Below are 20,314 nucleotides of genomic sequence, written 5' to 3'. Positions count from 1 at the left end.
AACATCGGGGTCAAGTCTGACATTCGGACACGACCTCTGCTGTAGTTGGAAAAGATCAGTCCGGACCGAGGCGACTTCTGCGTTGTATCAGCGCCGCGCCACGGCGAACCGACTACATTGCGGAGATGGTCCGCCCACTCCGACTCGAATTTCCCGGTGCACTGTATCACGTCACTTGCCGCGGCAACCGACGTGAGGATATCTTTCGCGATCGCCGGGACCGCCTGGTCTGGCTGGAAGAAATAGAACGGGTATGCCGGCGGTTTCATTTCGTCATCCACGCGTTTTGCCAGATGACGAACCACTACCACATGCTCATCGAGACACCCGAAGGCAATCTCGGGCAAGGCATGCGCCAATTGAATAGCGCGTATTCGCAGTACTACAATCGCCGCCACGAATTGGTCGGGCACGTTATGCAGGGCCGTTATCACGCCATCCTGGTGCAGAAGGAGAGCTACCTTCGCGAACTGGCGCGCTATATCGTGTTGAATCCCGTGCGGGCCAGTGAAGTGGCCGCTCCCGGCGACTGGGAGTGGAGCAGCTATCGCGCCATGATGGGCGAGGCGCCGGCGGCCGCCTGGATGGCGACGGACTGGTTATTGGCCTGCTTCGGCCCGGACCGGATCGCGGCCAGGCAAGCCTATCACCGGTTCGTCATGGCGGGCCTGCATGCGGATAACCCGCTGAAGAAAGTAAGTTTCCGCTGCATTTTAGGCGACCAGACATTCATTGCCCGCCACAGGGAGCCCGCAAAGGAATCCAGTTCGGCAGAGATAGCGCGGGTGCAAAGACGGGTCCTAGCCCTGTCGCTGGAAGAATATGCCTCGACTTTCGCGCCGCGCGATGTCGCCATGGCGAAAGCTTATTGGTCGACCGCGTTTTCGATGCAGCAGATCGCTGCGCATTTCGGCGTCTCGGTTAAAACGGTAAGCCGCGCTGTCGCCACGTCGGAACGCGCTGAGAACCGGCTCGACGGATGAGGTCGTGTCCGAATGTCAGACTTGACCCCGGAGTTTTTGCAGCTGGGACTGGTTGCGCTGGTGGTGGGCGTCGGCGCCGGCGACGGCGATGTCGGCGCGTAGCCACTGCTCGGCTTGCGCGATGCGGGCGCTGTCTTGCGGCGCCAGTTCCAGCAGCTTGAGCAGGTAGGTGACGCCCCATTGCAACCGCGTCGCCGGACCCACCGCCGCTTGCCACGCCCTGCCGTGCCAGTCCAGCATGCCCGCAGTGTCGCCGCGCCGCTTGGCGCTGGAAGCCAGGCTCAACATGAAGTAGTACGGGGAATGCGAACGCGGCAGTTCGGCCAGCAGTACTTGCTCGGCTTGCGCCGGCAGGCCGGCATCGTTCAAGGCGCTCACCGCGGTGTTGACCAGCGTGTGGCGCTCATACGCATCGGTCGATGCGGCCAGCGCCGCTTCCACCCGCAGCCGTACCTGCTCTTGCATGCCTTGCGTCGGCGCCAGCAGGCGGCCCAGGCGCATTTGCAGGCGCACCGCCGTCAAGCGGTCCGACGCGCTGAGCCAGAAATCGTCGGCCCATCGCGCGGCCGTGGCGTTCAGCGCCGCCACCAGTTCTTCGCGCCGCGTGGCGAATTTGATCAGCGTAACGCCGCTGTTGCCGAGGAGGTCCATGTTGGCGCGCGCCAGCCGCGCATCGGCAAACACCTTCAGCAGCATGGCGGCGTTGGCCGCCGCGTCGACATCCTTGCCGGCCGTGGCCAGCTGCGCGTGCAGTTGCAGGCGCACGCCGGCGTCGGCGTCGTCGCAGGCACGCGCCAGCGCCAGCAGCGTCGGCGCCAAAGCGCGCGCTCCCAGCAAACGGCCTTCGTCGGTATCCCAGGAATAATGGCTCAGCAGCGACCACTCGCCGGCGCTGAGCTTGCGCTCGCCGGACAAGGCCGCCGCCAGCGCGGCCGCGGCGGACGAGCCGGCCGCATGCACGGCCAGCGCCGCGTCGAACGCGGCCACAAACAATTCGCCGTCCAGCTCGCACGGCAGGCGCGTGATTTCGCCGCCGTCCGGCGCGTACAGCACCAGCGTCGGATAGCTGCGCAAGCCGTACTGCGCGGCCAGCGCCTGCGCGCCGGCGCTGTCGCCGTCGAGCTGGTAGCACAGCACCGAGGCCGAGCGCTCAACGAACTCGTCACGCGCGAAAATATCGGATTTGACCCGGTTGCAGGGCGGGCACCAGAGCGCGCCCCAATACAGGAACAGCGGCCGCTGCTGCGCCGCCGCCAGGGCGAATGCGGCGGCTAGGCCGCCTTGCTGCCATGCGATCGCCGCCATGCCGCTCAGGACTCGCGCGCCAGCGCCAGGAATTCGGTGCGCATCGCCAGGTTGGGCTGCAACTCGCCGAGCATGGCCGAGGTGACGGTTTCTTCGCCCGGCGTGCGGATGCCGCGGCTTTCCATGCACAGGTGGCGGCACTTGACGACCACGCCGACCGCCTTCGGTTCCAGCACTTCCATCAGCGCGTTGGCGATCTGCATGGTCATGCGTTCCTGCACCTGCAGCCGCTTGGCGAAGCAATCGACCAGCCGGGTCAGCTTGGACAGGCCGACGATCTTGCCGTTCGGGACGTAACCGACCGTGGCCTTGCCGAAGAACGGCGCCAGGTGGTGCTCGCAATGGCTGTAGACCGGGATGCCGCGCACCACGATCAATTCGTTGTACTGCTCGGCGCCATCTTCGAAGGCTTTCAGCAGCTCGACCGGGTCCTGGCCGTAGCCGGAGGTCCAGTGTTTCCATGCCTTGCTGACGCGCGCCGGGGTTTCCACCAGGCCCGGACGGTCGGGATCTTCACCGAAACTGGCGATCAGACGACGCCAGTCGCCTTCCGAGAATTCTTTTTGAGACATGATGAAACACCTTTTTTTTACGATTGCCGACAGTATATAGAAATCCGCAGCGGCGCACCCGCTAGGGCTTGGCCCCCGGCCGGTTGGCCTTCAACAGCTCGGCGGCGATCGACACCGTGCTCGTCATGTCCGGCCACTCGCTGTCGCCCGGCCCGAACCAGCGCGCCTCGGCGATTTCCGTGGGGTCGACGCGGATCTCGCCGTCCAGGTATTCGGCCGTGTAGGCGATCATCAGCGAATGCGGGAACGGCCACGACTGGCTGCCGAAGTATTGCAGCTGGTGCACCCGCAATCCGACCTCCTCGTACACCTCGCGGTGCACCGCCTCCTCGATCGCCTCGCCCGCCTCCAGGAAGCCGGCCAGCGCCGTGTAGCGCTTGTACGGCGCGTTGGCGTGCATGGCCAGCAGCACTTGCTCGCCCTTGCGTATCAACACCATCATCGCCGGCGAGATGCGCGGATAGGCGCTCATGCCGCAAGCCGGACATTGGTAGCAGCGCTCGCCTTCCAGCTGGCGCATCGGCGCGGCGCAAGCGCCACAATAGCGATGGGTGCGCGCCCAGTCGGCCAGCTGGAAAGCGCGCCCGGCCAAGGCCACGAAGCCGTCGTCCACGATGCCGAACAGCGAGCGCAAAGCGTGATAAGCGTATTCCGGCCCGGGTAGTTCCGGTTGATCGACCCACGCCAGCTGATAGTAGCGGCCCTCCCACTCGCCCAGCGCATGGAAGCGCTCCGGCGGCAATTTCAGCGCCGCCAGCGCCCGCTGGTCGGGCAAACCCAGGGTTTCGTTGCGCAAAAGCAACTCCCCGCGGTGGAACACGAAAGTCAGCGCCTGGTCATGCGCGGCGGGGCGGATCAGCGGTGTAAATGTGGCGGGCGTCAGCAGCATGGCGGGGAAGCTCGGGTTGTATCGCAAAACATGATCTTACAGTGTTTCCTAAATGATTACTTTTGGCGGTGGGAATTGATGAGAATTCGATGCCCAAAAAAGGCGCTAAGTCATTGTTTTCAGACCAAGATTTAAACAACTTTTAGGGCTTTGCTCTCCGCATGGGTTCGATTGGCGGTACTATATATTTCCGTAAGGAGAACAATTAAATGTCATCAATCGTACCTGGTTTAACCACCGACCAAATCATCAGCCTGCAGTCCTTCCAGATCGCCTTGCTGACGACTGCCGACGTGCAGCTGCTCACGACCCTGCAAATGTCAGCATGGCGCACTGAGCAGCTCGGCTATTTTGGCACCAACCAGCTACGCGCGCTGTCCACCCAGAACCTGCAGGCGCTCGACACCGAGCAGCTCGGGTATGGCATCACCACCCAACAAATCCAGGCGCTGTCGAGCGGGCAACTGATCAGCCTGACAACCAACCAGCTGGTCAACGGCCTGACCACCGCCCAGTTCTCCGCGCTGACGACCGCGCAACTGGCCGCGCTGGCGACCGCCCAACTGGCCCTGCTCGGCACCGGCGACATCGCCGCGCTGAAAACGCAGGCGCTGGCATCGCTGAGCACCCAACAACTGCGCGGCTTGCGCACCGACCAGATCGCCGCGCTGGGCAGCAGCCAGAGCGCCGCGCTGAAAACCAGCCAGATCGCCGCGTTGAGCAGCAACCAGCTGATCAGCTTCGACACCGAAGACGTGGCCGCGCTGACCACGCTGCAGTTGGCCGCCCTCGGCACCAGCCTGCTGGGCGCGCTGACCACCGACCAGGTGGCCGCGCTGGGCACCGCCCAGGCCGGCAGCCTGGCGTCCAACCAGATCAGGGTCCTCGGCAGCGACCAACTGGCCGCGCTCGGCACCGACGGCTTTGCCGCGCTGAAAACGGCGCAGATCGCCGCGCTGACCACCAAGCAATTCGTCGCGCTGAGCACCGACCAGATCGTCGCGCTGAGCACCGCGCAAACCGCCGCGCTGACCACGCTGCAGCTGGCGCAGATGTCCAGCGACCAGCTGGCCGCGCTGGAAACCCAGGACTTCGCCGCGCTCAAAAGCCAGCAGCTGAACGCACTCAACACCAGCACCACCGCCGTACTCAGCACCGACCAGATCGCCGCGCTCGGCACCGCCCAGGTCGCCTCGTTGAAAACCAGCCAGATCCGCGGCCTGAGCACCGACCAGATCGTCGCGCTGAGCACCGCGCACTTCGGCGCATTGGGCACGGCGCAAGTGCTGGCGCTGACGTCCGACCAGATCGCCGCCATCGAAACGCGCGACATCGCCGCGATGAAATCGGCGCAGTTCGCCGCCCTGGCCACGGCCCAGCTCAACGCGCTGGGCACCGAGCAGTTGCAGGCGCTGACCACCGCGCAAGCGGCGGCGCTGACCACCCAGCAGATGGCCTCGCTCGGCACCGCCCTGATCGCCGCGCTGGAAACGGCCGACCTGGCCGCCATGCGCAGCCAGCAGATCGCCGCCATCTCCAGCAACGGCATCGCCGCGCTAGCCACCGCCCAGGTCGCCGCCTTGACCACGCAGCAGATCGCCGCGCTGAAGACGGCGCAACTGGCGGCGCTGGACACCGACCAGATCGGCGCACTGAGCTCGAACCAGGCGATCGGCCTGGGCACGCTGCAAGTGGCCGCGCTGAGCACCGCGCAACTGGCCGCGCTGAGCACCGCCAACTTCGCGGCACTGCGCTCGCAATCGCTGGTCGCCATGGGTACCGCCCTGGTCGCCGCGCTCACCACCGACCAGATCGTCGCGCTGACCAGCGCGCAGGCCGCCGCGCTGAACTCGCTGCAACTGGCGGCGCTGTCCAGCGACCAGTTGAGCGCGCTGCAAAGCCAGGACCTGGCCGCGCTGAAAACCCAGCAGCTGGCCGGCCTGAGCACCAACAATCTGCGCAGCCTGGGCACCGACCAGGTCGCCGCACTGAGCACCGCGCAACTGGCCGCCCTGTCGACCCTGCAGCTGAACGCGCTCGACACCGACCAGATCGTCGCGCTGACCACCGCCCAGGCCGCTTCTCTGACCACCCGCCAGCTCGCCACGCTGGGCAGCAACGCCATCGCCGCGCTGGAAACCCGCGACGTCGCGGCGCTGAAGAGCGCGCAACTGGCCGCCCTGAACAGCAGCCAGATCGCCGCGCTGGGCACCGACCAGATCGTCGCGCTGACCAGCGCGCAAGTCGCCTCGCTGGCCACCTTGCAACTGGCCGCGCTCGGTTCCGACCAGCTGGCCGCGATGGACACCCAGGACTTGCTGGCGCTCAAATCGCAGCAGGCCGCCGCGCTGGCCACCGCCGCCGTCGCCGCGCTCACCACGGCGCAGTTCGCCGCGCTGGGCAGCGCGCAGCTGTCCAACTTCACCACCGCCCAGGTGGCCGCGCTGACGACCGACCAGATCGTCGCGCTGAGCACGCTGCAAGCGAGCCAGCTGGCCACCCGTGAAATCGCCGCGCTGTCGACCGATCAGCTGAACGCGCTGGAAACGGCCGACTTCGCCGCGCTGAAGACCGCGCACATCGTCGCGCTGACGTCGAACCAGGTGGCCGCCCTCGGCACCGGCCTGATCGTCGCCCTCACCACCGCCCAGGCCGGCGCGCTGACGCCGGGCCAGTTGAACGCGCTCAGCAGCGACCAGCTGGCCGCCATGGAAACCCAGGACTTCGGCGCGCTCAAGACCAGCCAGCTGCTGGGCCTGGGCACCAGGGCCATCGCCACGCTGACGCCGGGCCAGGTGGCCGCGCTGCAGACCTCGCAGATCTCGCAGCTGACGTCGGACCAGATCCAGGTGCTCAGCTCGATCCAGCTGGGCGCGCTGACCACGCAGCAGGTCAACGCCCTGAGCACCCTCCAGATCGGCTACCTGCTGACCGACCAGATCGCCGTGCTGACCACCGCCGACTGGGCCGCGCTGAAATCGTCGCAGCTGAACGCGCTGAAATCGGCGCAGATCGCCGCCGTCACCACCGACCAGATCGTCGCGCTGACCAGCGCGCAGGCGGCCAACCTCAGCACGCAACAACTGGCGCTGTTGTCGACCGACCAGCTGGTCGCGCTGGAAACCCAGGACCTGGCCGCGCTCAAGTCGAGCCAGATCGCCAGCCTCGGCACGGCCGCCGTCGCCGCGCTGAGCACCACCCAGCTGCAGGCGCTGAAGACGCTGCAAACGGCCGCGCTGGGCACCAGGCAAGTGGCCGCGCTGACCACCGACCAGATCGTCGCGCTGAGCACCGCGCAAGCGTCCAGCCTGACCACGCAGCAAGTGGCGGCGCTGTCGACCGACCAGCTGGTCGCGCTCGAGACCGCCGACATCGCCGCGCTGAAGACCGCGCAGCTGGCCGCCATCGGCACCGCCCAGATCAAGCTGCTGACCACCGACCAGATCGTCGCGCTGGGCACCGCCCAATACGCCGGCCTGGGCTCGCGCCAGTTGCAGGCGCTGACCAGCGACCAGCTGGCGGCGATCGAAACACGCGACCTGGCCGCGCTGAAGACCGCGCAACTGATCGGCCTGGGCAGCGACCAGCTGAACGCGCTGACCAGCGACCAGATGCTGGCCCTGACCAGCGTCCAGCTCAACGGCCTGAGCTCGGCGCAGCTGAGCGCGCTGAGCACCACGCAGATCGCCGCCCTGGGCACCGCGCAAGTGGCGGCGCTGGCCACCGCCCAAGTGACGCTGCTGGGCAGCGACCAGCTGGTGGCGCTGGGCACGCAGGCGCTGTCGCTGATGAAGACGGCGCAGATCGCCGCCATCAAGAGCGCCCAGATCGCCGCCCTGAACAGCGACCAGTTGATCGCGCTGAGCACGGCGCAGGTCAGCAACCTGAGCACGCTGCAAATCGCCGCCCTCGGCAGCGACCAGCTGAACGCGCTGGAAAGCCAGGACTTCGCCGCGCTGAAAACCGCGCAATTGGCCGCGCTGAGCACCGACGTCATCGCCAACCTCAGCACCGCCCAGGCCGCCGCATTGACCAGCAGCCAGGTCGCCAGCCTGAGCACGCGCCAGATCGCCGCCCTGGGCACGGCCCAGCTGCAAGCGCTGTCGAGCGCCGACATCGTCGCGCTGAAGACCGCGCAGCTGCAAGCCTTGAGCACCGTCCAGCTCGACGCGCTGAGCACCGACCAGTTCCGCGTCCTGTCGGTGCCGCAGCTGGCGTCGCTGAGCAGCGCCCAGTTCCAGGGCTTGACCACCGACCAGATCGTCGCGCTGAACACGCTGCAGGCGGGCGGCCTCGCCACCGCCCAGGTGCGCGCCATGAGCGCCGACCAGCTGGCCGCGCTCGAGACCCAGGACCTGGCCGCCTTCAAGACCGCGCAAGTGGCCGCGCTGAGCACCGACCAGCTGGTGCTGCTCAATAGCGACCAGATCGCCGGCCTGAGCGTCACGCAAGTATCCAGCCTGAGCACCGCGCATGTGGCGTCGCTGACCAACGGCCAGCTGCAGGCGCTGGAAACCCAGGACCTGGCGGCGCTCAAGACCGCGCAGCTGCAGGCGCTGGGCACCGTCCAGCTGGACGCGCTGTCCACCGACCAGTTGCAGGCGATGACGGCGGCGCAGCTTGCCTCGCTGAGCACGGCGCAATTCCAGGGCCTGCTGACCTCGCAGATCACCTCGCTGACCACGCTGCAGGTGGCGGCGCTGGCCACCGGCCAGATCGCCAGCCTGACGGCCGGCCAGCTGGCCGCGCTCAACACCGACGAAGTGGCCGCGCTGAAGACCGCGCAGGTCAACGCGCTGCGCACCGCCCAGGTGGCGCTGCTGAGCACCGACCAGATCGCCGCGCTGACCAGCAACCAGGTCGGCGCCATGTCGACCGCCCAGCTGTCCTCGCTGAGCAGCGACCAGATCGTCGCGCTCAGCACGGCCGACTTCGCCGCGCTGAGCGCCGCCCAGCTGACCGCGCTGGGCATGCTGAGCAACCTGACCACCGACCAGATCCAGGCCCTGACGCCGGCCCAGGTCGGCGGCCTGACCACCGACCAGATCGCCGCGCTGACCACCGCGCAGATCGTCGCCCTGACCACCCGCCAGATCGGCAGCCTGAGCACCGCCGGCGTCGGCATCCTCAGCAGCGACCAGTTGCGGGCGCTGGAACTGGAAGACCTGGCGCAGATGAAAACCGCGCAGATCGTCGCCTTGACCACCGTCCAGGTCGGCGAACTGACCAGCGACCAGATCACGGCGCTCACCACGGCGCAGGCCGCCAGCCTGTCGAGCGCGCAGATCAGCGCGCTGACCACCGGCCAGATGCAGGCGCTGGCCACCGACGACCTGCTGGCGCTGAAAACCGCGCAGATCGCCGCGCTGGGCAGCGACCAGCTCGCCGCGCTGCTGATCGACCAGGTGCAGAGCCTGGGCGGCACCCAGTTGAACGCGCTGAGCAGCGCGCAATTCCAGTCGCTGAACAGCGACCAGATCATCCAGCTGACCACGCAGCAATACCAGGCGCTGGGCACGGCGCAAGTGGCCGCGCTGACCACGCTGCAACTGGCGGCGCTCGAACTGGAAGACCTGGCCGCGCTGAAGACCGCCCAGATCGCCGCGCTCGGCACCGTCCAGGTGCAGGCGCTGACGGTCGACCGCATCGCCGCGCTGACCACCGCGCAGGCGCAGGCGCTGGGCAGCCACCAGTTGCAGGCGCTGGGCTCGGACCAGATCCAGGCGCTGAGCACCGACGACCTGCTGGCCCTGAAGGCCGCGCAAATCGTCGCGCTCACCACCAACCAGCTCAACGCGCTGCTGGTCGACCAGCTGCAAAGCCTGGGCTCGACCCAGCTGAACGGCCTGAGCACGGCGCAGTTCCGCGCGCTGGGCACCGACCAGATCGTCCAACTGACCACGGGCCAGGTGGCGCAGCTGGCCACCGCCCAACTGGCCGCGCTGAGCTCGGACCAGCTGGTCGCGCTGGAACTGGAAGACCTGGCCGCGCTGCTGAGCGCGCAGATCGCCTCGCTGGCAACGCTGCAGATCAGCCAGCTCACCCTGGCGCAGATCGGCGCCCTGACCACGCTGCAGGCGTCCGCCCTGGGCAGCGCCCAGCTGGTGGCGCTCGGCACCGACCAGCTGCAGGCGCTCAGCACCGACGACCTGCAAGCGCTGAAGACCACGCAGATCCAGGCGCTGACCACGCAGCAGCTGGTGGCGCTGACCATCGACCAGCTGCAAAACCTGAGCACCGCGCAGATCGACGCGCTGACCTCGGCGCAGGCGGCCTCGCTGACCACCGACCAGATCGTCGCGCTGACGACGCTGCAGGTCGACAACATCGCCACCCGCCAGCTGAACGCCTTCACCAGCGACCAGATCGCCGCCATCGAGACCGCCGACTTCGTCACGCTGTCGAGCACGCAGATCGCCGCGCTCAACGCCGCCCAGTTCGGCGCCATCACCACCGACCAGATGGTCGCGCTGAGCAGCATGCAGGTGACGTCGCTGAGCACGGCGCAAGTGGCCGCTCTCAGCAGCGACCAGCTCGACGCGCTGGAAACGGCCGACTTCGCCGCCATGAAAACCGCGCAGATCGCCGCCATCCCGACCGCCAACATCGCCGCGCTGACCACCGGCCTGGTCGCGGCGCTGGCCACGGCCCAGATCAGCGGCCTGGGCACCAACCAGATCCTCGCCCTGGGCAGCGACCAGATCGCCGCGCTCGGCACCGCCCAGGTGGGCGTGCTGAGCTCGGCGCAGATCGTCGTCATGAGCACCGGCCAGATCGCCGCGCTGAGCACCATGGACTTCGTGGCGCTGCACAGCAACCAGCTGGCCGCGTTCCGCACCGACCAGTTCGCCGCGCTGACCAGCGACCAGCTGAATGCGCTGGCCAGCAGCGCCATCGCCGGCCTCAGCACGCAAATCCTGAGCGCGCTCACCAGCGACCAGTTCAGCCAGCTGAGCACGGCCCAGATCGCGGCGCTGACCTCGGTCCAGGTGCCGACCTTGAACACCGCCCAGCTGACCGCGCTCAACACCGACCAGTTCGCCGTACTGAGCACCAGCGCCATCAAGAACCTGTTGGCCGCCCAGTTCGGCGCGCTGACGACCGACCAGATCGTCGCGCTGAGCACGGCGCAGGCGCGCGCCCTGAGCAGCGTGCAACTGACCGCGCTCAGCAGCGACCAGGTGATCGCGCTGGAGACGGTGGACCTGGCCGCGCTGGCCACCGCCCAGATCGTCACGTTGGGCAGCGATCAGCTGCAGGCGCTGCTAACCGACCAGTTCGCCTCTCTGGCGACCGCGCAACTGTCGGCGCTGACCACCGACCAGATCAGCGCCGGCCTGACCACCGACCAGATCGTCGCGCTGACCACCGCGCAAGCGAACAGCCTGGCCACGCGCCAGGTGGCGGCGCTGACCACCGACCAGATCGCCGCGCTGGAAACGGCCGACCTGGCGTCGTTCGCCACGCGCCAGATCGCCGCGCTGGGCAGCCATCAAGTGGCGGCCCTGGGCAGCGACCAGCTGAACGCGCTGACCACCGCCGAGCAGGCGGCCCTGACCACCAGCCAGCTGAGCAACGGCCTCAGCACGACCCAGCTGGCCGCGCTCGACAGCGCCCACATCAGCGCGCTGACCACCGCGCAACTGGTGTACGGCATCGGCAGCGACGGCATCGCCGCGCTCACCACCGACCAGATCGTCGCGCTGCGCACCGCCCAGACCTCGATGCTGAGCACGGCCCAGCTGCAGCAGTTGAGCACCGACCAGATCGTCGCGCTGGGCACGGCCCAGGCCTCGACCCTGAGCACCCAGCAGATCGCCGCCCTCACCACCGACCAGCTGGTGGCGCTGGAAACGGTCGACGTCAACGCGCTGGCCACGCGCCAGATCGCCGCCCTCACCAGCGACCAGATCGCCGTGCTGGGCAGCGACCAGCTGAACGCGCTGCGCACCGCGCAACTGGCCGCGCTGAGCACCCGCCAGCTGGCCAACGGCCTGCAAACGGCCCAGGTGGCGGCGCTCGACACCGACCACATCGCCGCGCTCAGCACCGCGCAGCTGGCCTACGGCCTGAGCACCGACTCGATCCAGGCGCTGACCAGCGACCAGATCAACGCCCTGAAGACCGCGCAGATCGCCGCGCTCACCACGTCCCAGGCCAGCAGCCTGACCACCGGCCAGATCGCCGCGCTGGCCACCGCCCAGATCACCGGGCTGTCCACCGCGCAAATGCCGTGGCTGAGCGCCGACCAGCTGGCCGCGTTCAACACCGCGCAGGTCGCCGCGCTCGACACCCAGGACCTGGCCGCGCTGACCGCCGGCCAGTTCACCGGCCTCTCCACCGACCAGACCGTGGCGCTGACCACGGCCCAGGTGCGCGGCCTGAAAACGGCGCAGGTGGCCGCCATCGTCGCCAACCAGATCAGCGTCTTCAGCACCGACCAGATCGCCGCGCTGAGCACCGCGCAAGCGGCCGCGCTCAGCGTGACGGCGGTGGTCGCGCTGTCGACCGACCAGGTCGGCGCGCTGCTGACGGCCGATGTCGCCGTGCTCGGCACGCTGCAGATCGCCAGCCTGGACGTCGCGCAACTGCCCGGCCTGAACACCGCGCAAGTGCAAGCCTTGACCAGCGTCCAGCTCGGCGCGTTGACGGCCGACCAGCTGTTCGCGCTGAGCACCGGCCAGATCAGTTCGCTGCGCACCGCGCAGATCGGCTACCTGAACACCACGCAACTGGCGGCGCTGTCGGACGGCCAGATCCAGTCGCTGACGACGGCCCAGGTCGCATCGATCAAGCTCAGCCAGATCACCGCGCTGACGCTGGACCAGATGGCCGCCTTCGGCACCGACCAGCTGCGTTCGCTGACCACCACGCAAATCCAGACCCTGACCACCACCCAGCTCAACGCGCTGACCGGCACCCAGGCGGCCGCGCTGACCACGCAGCAGATGGCGGCGTTGAAGAACGCCCAGATCGCCGCGCTGACGGTGGACCAGATCAACGCCTTCACCACCAGCCAGCTGGGCGCCTGGACCACCAGCCAGCTCGGTTCGCTGACGGCGACCCAGATCGGCTACCTGTCGACCACCCAGATCGCCGGCCTGACCAACGCCCAGGTGGTGGGCCTGAAGACCAGCCAGCTGATCGTCTTCACGGCCGACCAGATCGCCGCGTTCACGGCCGGCCAGGTGCCGTCGCTGAGCACCGCCGGCCTGACCGCGCTGAGCGTGGCGCAGGCCGACGCCTTCACCGGCGCCCAGGTGGCGGCGATGACGGTCACCCAGACCATGGCGCTGAACGCCTCGTCGATCAACTACGCCACGCCGCTGGTGCTGGACCTGGACGGCAACGGCGTGCGCACCGTGAGCATCGCCGCCGGCGTGCGGTTCGACATCCGCGCCGAAGGCCAGGCGGTCCACACCGGCTGGGTCGACGCCCACGACGGCCTGCTGGCCCTGGACCGCAATGGCGACGGCGTCATCAACGACGGCGGCGAACTGTTCGGCGGCGCCACCACGCTGGCCGGCGGCGGCAAGGCGCGCGACGGCTACGCCGCGCTGCAAGCGCTCGATGGCAACGGCGACGGCCGGATCGACGCCGCCGACGGCAGCTTCGGCGCGCTACGGGTCTGGGTCGACGGCAACGGCGACGGCATCAGCCAGGCCGACGAACTGAAGACGCTGGCGCAGCACGGCATCGCCAGCATCGCCACCCACGCCGACGCCGCGCTGACGCTACAGAACGGCAACGCCATCGGCCTGACATCGAGCTACACCGGCACCGACGGCGCCACCCACGCCAGCGCCGACGTCTGGTTCCTGGCGCAGAAAGGCGCGACGGCCGGGGCCTCGGCATCGCTGCAACAACAGGTGAGCGGCCTGAGCAACGCCATCGCCGGCTTCGCCGCCGGCGCCGCGGCGGCGGCCAGCCCGGCCCCGCAGCTGACGGTCGCCAAGGCCGCCGACGGCACGCTGGCCGCGGCGCTGCGCGACTACCAGTCCAGCCGGGGCCTGCAGGCCGCGTGGACCGAGCGTCCAGACAAGCAAGCTCAGGACGCCGGCCACGGCGCCACCTGGTTCAGCGTCCCCAACCGCTAACCACCACGGGGGTCAAGTCTGACATTCGGACACGGTCTCTGCCGTAGCGCTTGCTACGGCAGAGACCGTGTCCGAATGTCAGACTTGACCCCGGTGTTGCGGAGTAGAATGCAAGGATTTCACTGCCTACCACGCTATGACCGCACACCTGCCTATCGACCCCGCTTCGTTTCAGTCCAGCCCGCTCGGCACCGTCATGGCGATGGCCGCCCAGGGCAGCTTGTCGATCGCCGACCTGTTCAGCGCCGCCGGCGTGCTGCAGGAAAGCGGACAGCTGCCGGCCGCCATCGCGCTGTACCGCACCTGGATCGCCCACACGCCGACGCCGCTGGCCTATGCCGCCTGCTTCAACCTGGCCGTGGTGCTGTCCGGCGCCGGCGACGATGCCGGCGCCGAGGCGCTGCTGCGCCAGGCCGTGGCGCTCAATCCGCACTTCGTCGAGGGCCGCCTGAACCTCGGCTCGCTGCTCGAACGCGGCGGCCGTCCGGACGAGGCGCTGGCCATGTGGAACCAGATCCTCAGCGATCCGATCCAGCCCGACATCCGCAGCACCCCCGCGCTCTACACCCAGACGCTCAACAACCTGGGCCGCCTGCTGGAAATCCGCAAGCGCTATCCGGAGGCCGAAGCCCAGCTGGCCCAGAGCCTGCGCATCAACCCCAAGCAGGCCGACGTGATGACCCACTGGGTCCACCTGCGCCAGAAGCAGTGCGCCTGGCCGGTGTACAGCGGCCTCGACATCCCGCTCGCCACCATGATGGACGGCACCTCGGCGCTGGCCATGCTCAGCGCCTCCGCCGATCCGGCCCAGCAGCTGGCCGCAGCGCGCCGCTTCGTCAAGGAAAAGGTCAAGGCCGACGTGCCGCCGCTGACCGGCGCCCACGGCTACCAGCACAGCCGCCTGCGCATCGGCTATCTGTCGTCGGACTTCTGCTCGCACGCGGTGTCGATCCTGACCGCCGAGCTGTACGAGCTGCACGACCGCAGCAAGTTCGACATCTACGCCTTCAGCTGGAGCCGCGAGGACGGCTCGCCGATCCGCGCCCGCGTGGTCAAGGCCATGGACCACTACCTGCGCATCGACCACCTGAACGACGAGCAGGCCGCGCGCACCATCCGCGCCCACGAAATCGACATCCTGATCGACCTGCACGGCCTGACCCTGGGCGCGCGCCCCAACATCCTGGCCTACCGCCCGGCGCCGGTGCAGCTGACCTACCTCGGCTTCCCCGGCAGCACCGGCCTGCCCGGCATCGACTATGTGCTGGCCGACGAATTCCTGATCACGCCGGAGATGACCAGGGACTTCAGCGAACAGCCGCTGTACCTGCCCGACACCTTCCAGATCAACGACCGCCAGCGCCTGATCGCGCCCAAGCCGACCCGCGCCTCGGTCAACCTGCCGGAAGACGCCTTCGTCTTCTGCTCGTTCAACAACAACTTCAAGTTCACGCCGGAGGTGTTCACGGTGTGGATGAACATCCTGCGCCGCGTGCCCGGCAGCGTGCTGTGGCTGGTGGCCGACTATCCGGAAGTGCGCGAGAACCTGTACCGCCACGCCGAACAGGCCGGCGTCGAGCGCACCCGCCTGATCTTCAACAGCCGCGCCATGCCGGCCGACTACCTGGCGCGCTACCAGCTGGCCGACCTGTTCCTCGACACCTATCCGTTCAACGCCGGCACCACCGCCAGCGACGCGCTGTGGGCCGGCCTGCCGCTGCTGACCTGCGCCGGCCAGACCTTCTCGTCGCGCATGGCGGGCAGCCTGCTGCGCGCGGTCGACCTGCCGGAACTGATCACCTTCAACTTCGCCGACTACGAAGAGAAGGCGGTGGCGCTGGCCAACGATCCGCAACACATCGCCGCCATGAAACGCCAGCTGCACGACCACCGCAGCACCTGCGCGCTGTTCGACAGCCCGCGCTTCGTGCGCAACATGGAGGCGCTGCTGCACAAGATCGCCAAGCCGGCCGCGCCGCGCATGGCGCCGCCGCCCACCGCCTTGCTGAAGGCCGGCGCGCCGCGCCTGCCGGCCACGCAGATCCCGATCGTCACCGTCTCCTACAACGCGCCCGACCTGGTGGAAGCGCTGCTGGCGTCGCTGCGCAAGTTCTACCCGAACCGCGTCACCATCATCGACGGCTCCAATCCGGACATCGCGGAACAGATCCGCGCCATCGCCGCGCGCTACGACAACGTCGAGTTCATCCCGTTCGGCTACAACATCCACCACGGCCCCGGCATGACCTGGGCCATCAACAACCTTGGCCTGAAGGGCGAGGTGCTGTTCCTCGATTCGGACGTGGAAGTGATCAACCCCGGCTTCATCGAATCGCTGCAAAGCCACCTGCAGCCGGGCATGTACGGCGCCGGCAATCTGCACCTGGTCAACCAGCAGGGCTACGACCGTCCGCTGGATGGAACCGTGCGCTACCTGCATCCGGCCTGCATGCTGGTCAACCTGGACGTGGCGCGACTGTGGCCGCTGCCGATCAAGCATGGCGCGCCGATGGTGCAGGCCATGCTGGCCATCCACCGCGCCGGCGCCCATGACCTGATCGCCGCCGTCGACTGGGTCGGCGAGGACTTCAGCCGCGCGCCGAAACGCCGCTTCCTCAAGCACGACTGGCAAGGCACCGTGATCCGCACCGGCGGCTACCACTACGACTTGCCAGCCGCCTCGCCGCACGTCAACCAGGACCTGCTGGCGCAGGTGCCGGCCAACGCCGGCAAGCTGGTCGACGTCGGCTGCCACGACGGCGCCTTCGCCAAGGCCTACCGCCAGCGCAACCCGATCTGCCACTACACCGGCATCGAGCGCGATCCGGCGCCGGCCAACGCCGCCCGTCCCCACTGCGATTTCGTGTTCGACCAGGACATCGAGAGCGCCAGCCCGGAATTCTGGTCGCACGTGGCCGGCGCCGATTGCTGGATCCTCGGCGAGGTGCTCGAATACATGAACGACCCGTGGGCGGTGCTGACCAGGATCCGCTCCAATATGTCGCCGGGCGGACGGGTGGTGGCGGCCATTCCCAACTTCCAGCACTGGAGCATCCAGGCCCGCCTCAACGCCGGCGACCTGCGCTACGGCTCCGGCGCGGCGATGAACAAGGGCCACAAGCGCATCTTCACGCGCGGCGCCATGCTCGACCTGTTCCAGCAGGCCGGCTTCAAGATCGCCGGCGGCAGCTCGCGGGTTCCGGACGAAGCGGCGCGCGACAAATACCTGGCGGCGATACGCCTGATGGCGCAGGCCAGCGGCGTCGATCCGGACCTCGCGGTCGAGGATGCGCTGGCGCCGCAGTACATCCTGGTGGCGGTCGCCGCCTGACGCCGGAATCGCCATGTCCGCCCAGCTGAACGCCGCCATCGCCGCCGGCAACGTCGCGGAAGCGGCCACGCTGGCGTTTGCGCAGGCGGGGCTGGGCGTGCTGCCGATCACGGAGCTGATCGGCATCGCCAGCCTGCTGACCGCGCGCGGCAAGCCGGAACAGGCGGTCGCCCTCTACCAGCTGTGGATCAGGCATGCCGATACGCCGCTGATGCACGCGGCCTGGTACAACCTGGCGGTGCTGCAGATGCAGGGCGGCGATGAGCGCAGCGCCGAAAACGCCTACCGCCGCGCGCTGGAGATCCAGCCGCGCTTCACCGAAGCCTATCTGGGCCTGGGCGCGCTGATGGAACGGCGCCGCAGTCCGGAGGAAGCGCTCGACACCTGGCACGAGGCGCTGGACCTGCTCGACCCCAACGCCGCCAACGCCGGCAAGCTGCGGATCCAGCTGTTCAACAACATCGGCCGCGTGGCCGACCGCCTGCGGCGCCGCCACGAGGCGGAGGAAGCGCTGACCCACAGCCTGCAACTGGACCCGCGCCAGCCGCTGGTGGCCGCGCACTGGCTGCGCCTGCGCCAGCAGCAGTGCGCATGGCCGGTGCTGGCGCCGTTGCCGGGGCTGGACGAAGAACAGCTGCTGGCCGCCGCCTCCGCACCGGCCACGCTCAGCGCCAGCGACGATCCGGCGGTGCAGCTGGCGGCCGCGCGCCGCCACGTCGCCACCCACGTCGCGCGCGGCGCGGCGCCGCTGGCCGATGCCGCCGGCTACACCCACCGCAAGCTGCGCATCGGCTACCTGTCGCCGGACTCGTTCGCCCACACGGCGGAACTGTATGCGCTGCACGACCGCGGCCTGGTCGAGGTGTACGGCTTCTGCTGGGACGAGGAAGACAACTCGGCGCTGCGCCTGCGCATCGTGCAGGGCCTGGACCACCACCTGCGCATCGCCGGCGGCACCGACCTGCAGGCCGCGCAGCTGATACGGGCGCACGAAATCGACATCCTGGTCGACCTGCACGGCCTGCACGCCGGCGGGCGGCCGGGCATCCTGGCGCTGCGCCCGGCGCCGGTGCAGATCGCGTGGCCCGGCTATCCCGGCACCACCTCGCTCGACGGCGTCGACCACGTGCTGGCCGACGCCTACGCGCTGCCGCGGGAACTGGCGCCCTACTACACCGAGCAACCGCTATATTTGCCGGACACCTTCCAGATCGTCGACCGCCAGCGCAAACCCGGCCGGCGTCCCGCGCGCGCCAGGGCGCGCGCCGCCCACGGGCTGCCGGATAATGGCTTCGTCTTCTGCTGCTTCAGCGACAGCCACCAACTGGCGCCGCCGCAGTTCGCCAGCTGGATGCGCATCCTGCAGCGCGTGCCGGACAGCGTGCTGTGGCTGGCCGCCGACAGCGAACAAGTGCGCGACAACCTGCGCATGGCCGCGCTGCGCCACGGCGTCGCCAGCGATCGGCTGTGCTTTGCCGAGCCGCAGCCGCAGCTTGATCCGCAACGCTGCCAGGCGGCCGACCTGTTCCTCGACACCCTGCCCTTCAACGCCGCAGGCCAGGCCTGCGACGCGCTGCAAGCCGGCCTGCCGCTGCTGACCATCTCCGGCCGCAGCTACGCCAGCCGCACGTCCGGCAGCCTGCTGCACGCGGCCGGCCTGGCGGAGCTGGTCACACACAGCCAACAGGAATACGAAGACGCGGCGGTGCGGCTGGCCTGCGCGCCGGCGCAGCTGACCGCGCTGCGCCGGCGCCTGTCCGGTCAACGCAAGACCGCCGCGCTGTTCGATACGCCGCGCTTCGTGCGCCATCTCGAACAGGCTTACCTGCGCGTGGCGCGCGGCACGCTGGAGCGCAACAGCGACGGCGCTAGCGAGGGCGCCGCCGACCGCACCCGCCATCACGACACCAGCCTGCCGCTGGCCAGCATCCTGATCGCCGCGCACGACGGCGCGGACGGCGATGGCAGCGCGCTGGAACGCACGCTGCGCAGCGCCCTTGCGCAAAGCTGGGGCCATACCGAGATCGTCGTCTGCGACAGCGGCGGCAGCGACGCGCTGCGCGCCCGCATCGCACCGTTGTTGAAACGCCATCCGCAGCTGCGCTACAGCCGCGCACCCGGCCTGTCGCCGGCCGCCTGCCTGGATCACTGCCTGGCGCTGTCGCTCGGCGAGTACATCGCCGTCGCGCCGCAGGGCGATGCGCTGCATCCGGAAAAACTGGCGCGCATGATGCACTTCTACATCAACTTTCCAAACGTCGGCCTGGTCGGCAGCTGGCGCCGGCCGCCGGACGGCAACGAGCAGCCGCTGTTCGGCGCCGACACGGTGGTCGACGGCGCCGCGCTGGGCAGCCTGCTGCTGTCGTCCGATCCCGCCGCCACCGCCACGCTGTGCGAACCGGGCGCGCTGCTGCTGCGCCGCAGCATACTTGGCGCGGGCTTCGGCCGCTATCTCGGACGGCACTACCCATCGCTGCCCGGCATCGCCATCGCGCTGTCGGCGCTGGCGGCCGGCTCCGGCGTCTACCTGGCCGAGCCGCTGTCCGACCGCCACGCGCACAGCGCGCCGGCCGCCGCGCAGTCCGAGCTCGACGCGCTGGCGCGCGCCCTCGACGGCTTGCATCTTTTATACGCAGCCCATGCGCAGCAAGCCTTCCTGACCGATGCAGCCGCTTTCAAGCAGATACTGGCGAACCGCCTGGCCGCGCTGGGCGCGCTGCTCACCGGCCGCCACGCCGCGCTGGCGCCGGGCGCCGGACCCCATCTCGACGCGCTGCACGACGTGCTGCGACAGGGCTACCAGCTGCTGCTGTCAACCTGAGTTCGCATTTTTGTGGAAATTTCCCATCCTTCCAGAAGATGCCCCAATCGGGCCCTGCTTTTCGTTTAAAATACGACGGATGTGGCTGACAATACGTCCAGTACGGACCACACACATCATCAGCTCAACTAGTCGGGGATAGTATGAAAGCAGTCATATTGGCAGGCGGCCTGGGCACCAGGCTGAGCGAGGAAACCACTGTCAAACCGAAGCCGATGGTCGAAGTCGGCGGCAAGCCTATCCTGTGGCACATCCTGAAGAGCTACTCCGCCCACGGCATCAATGACTTCGTCATCTGCTGCGGCTACCGCGGCTA

8 protein-coding genes are annotated in these 20,314 nt (G+C 68.6%); 5 read left to right on the top strand and 3 right to left on the bottom strand.

Annotated elements, in window-relative coordinates; all coding sequences use genetic code 11:
* Window positions 1-125: 125 nt before the first annotated feature.
* Complete coding sequence (locus AC1RMD_RS27770) at window positions 126-983, top strand: REP-associated tyrosine transposase (protein WP_492931495.1); 858 nt, start codon at window positions 126-128, stop codon at window positions 981-983.
* A gap of 15 nt (window positions 984-998) precedes the next feature.
* On the opposite strand, the gene AC1RMD_RS27765 is transcribed toward AC1RMD_RS27770, so the two are convergent.
* From AC1RMD_RS27765 to nudC, 3 genes are all read right to left on the bottom strand, one after another.
* On the bottom strand, window positions 999-2,288 hold the full coding sequence (locus AC1RMD_RS27765; RefSeq protein ID WP_492931493.1) for a thioredoxin family protein: 1,290 nt from the start codon (window positions 2,286-2,288) through the stop codon (window positions 999-1,001).
* 5 nt (window positions 2,289-2,293) lie between these two features.
* Window positions 2,294-2,860 (bottom strand): GTP cyclohydrolase I FolE, encoded by a 567-nt coding sequence (gene folE / locus AC1RMD_RS27760; RefSeq protein ID WP_217946092.1) that lies wholly within the window; start codon window positions 2,858-2,860, stop codon window positions 2,294-2,296.
* A gap of 61 nt (window positions 2,861-2,921) precedes the next feature.
* Window positions 2,922-3,749 (bottom strand): NAD(+) diphosphatase, encoded by an 828-nt coding sequence (gene nudC, locus AC1RMD_RS27755; protein WP_492931620.1) that lies wholly within the window; start codon window positions 3,747-3,749, stop codon window positions 2,922-2,924.
* 209 nt (window positions 3,750-3,958) lie between these two features.
* Here nudC and AC1RMD_RS27750 point away from each other — a divergent pair, with 209 nt between their 5' ends.
* From AC1RMD_RS27750 to AC1RMD_RS27735, 4 genes are all read left to right on the top strand, one after another.
* On the top strand, window positions 3,959-13,846 hold the full coding sequence (locus tag AC1RMD_RS27750; RefSeq protein ID WP_492931490.1) for an SPM autocatalytic domain-containing protein: 9,888 nt from the start codon (window positions 3,959-3,961) through the stop codon (window positions 13,844-13,846).
* A 136-nt stretch (window positions 13,847-13,982) separates the two neighbouring features.
* Window positions 13,983-17,177: an O-linked N-acetylglucosamine transferase family protein gene (locus AC1RMD_RS27745; protein WP_492931488.1), complete on the top strand. Its 3,195-nt coding sequence runs from the start codon at window positions 13,983-13,985 to the stop codon at window positions 17,175-17,177.
* 13 nt (window positions 17,178-17,190) lie between these two features.
* Window positions 17,191-19,998, top strand: coding sequence for an O-linked N-acetylglucosamine transferase family protein (locus AC1RMD_RS27740; protein WP_492931486.1), 2,808 nt, complete (start codon window positions 17,191-17,193; stop codon window positions 19,996-19,998).
* Between the two features lie 143 nt (window positions 19,999-20,141).
* A partial coding sequence (locus AC1RMD_RS27735; protein WP_492931618.1) for a sugar phosphate nucleotidyltransferase occupies window positions 20,142-20,314 on the top strand: 173 nt, incomplete at its 3' end.

The organism is Duganella sp. GW822-FHT06D06 (assembly GCF_058799615.1).
The sequence above is the reverse complement of the archived record's forward strand: the minus strand, read 5'-3'. Positions and strand labels throughout refer to the sequence as shown.

Bases quoted from the DNA above. Each gene is read 5' to 3' on its own strand.
- nudC (WP_492931620.1), bottom strand. From the start codon at position 3,749: ATGCTGCTGACGCCCGCCACATTTACACCGCTGATCCGCCCCGCCGCG.
- AC1RMD_RS27740 (WP_492931486.1), top strand. From the start codon at position 17,191: ATGTCCGCCCAGCTGAACGCCGCCATCGCCGCCGGCAACGTCGCGGAA.
- AC1RMD_RS27765 (WP_492931493.1), bottom strand. From the start codon at position 2,288: ATGGCGGCGATCGCATGGCAGCAAGGCGGCCTAGCCGCCGCATTCGCC.
- AC1RMD_RS27745 (WP_492931488.1), top strand. From the start codon at position 13,983: ATGACCGCACACCTGCCTATCGACCCCGCTTCGTTTCAGTCCAGCCCG.
- AC1RMD_RS27770 (WP_492931495.1), top strand. From the start codon at position 126: ATGGTCCGCCCACTCCGACTCGAATTTCCCGGTGCACTGTATCACGTC.
- AC1RMD_RS27750 (WP_492931490.1), top strand. From the start codon at position 3,959: ATGTCATCAATCGTACCTGGTTTAACCACCGACCAAATCATCAGCCTG.
- folE (WP_217946092.1), bottom strand. From the start codon at position 2,860: ATGTCTCAAAAAGAATTCTCGGAAGGCGACTGGCGTCGTCTGATCGCC.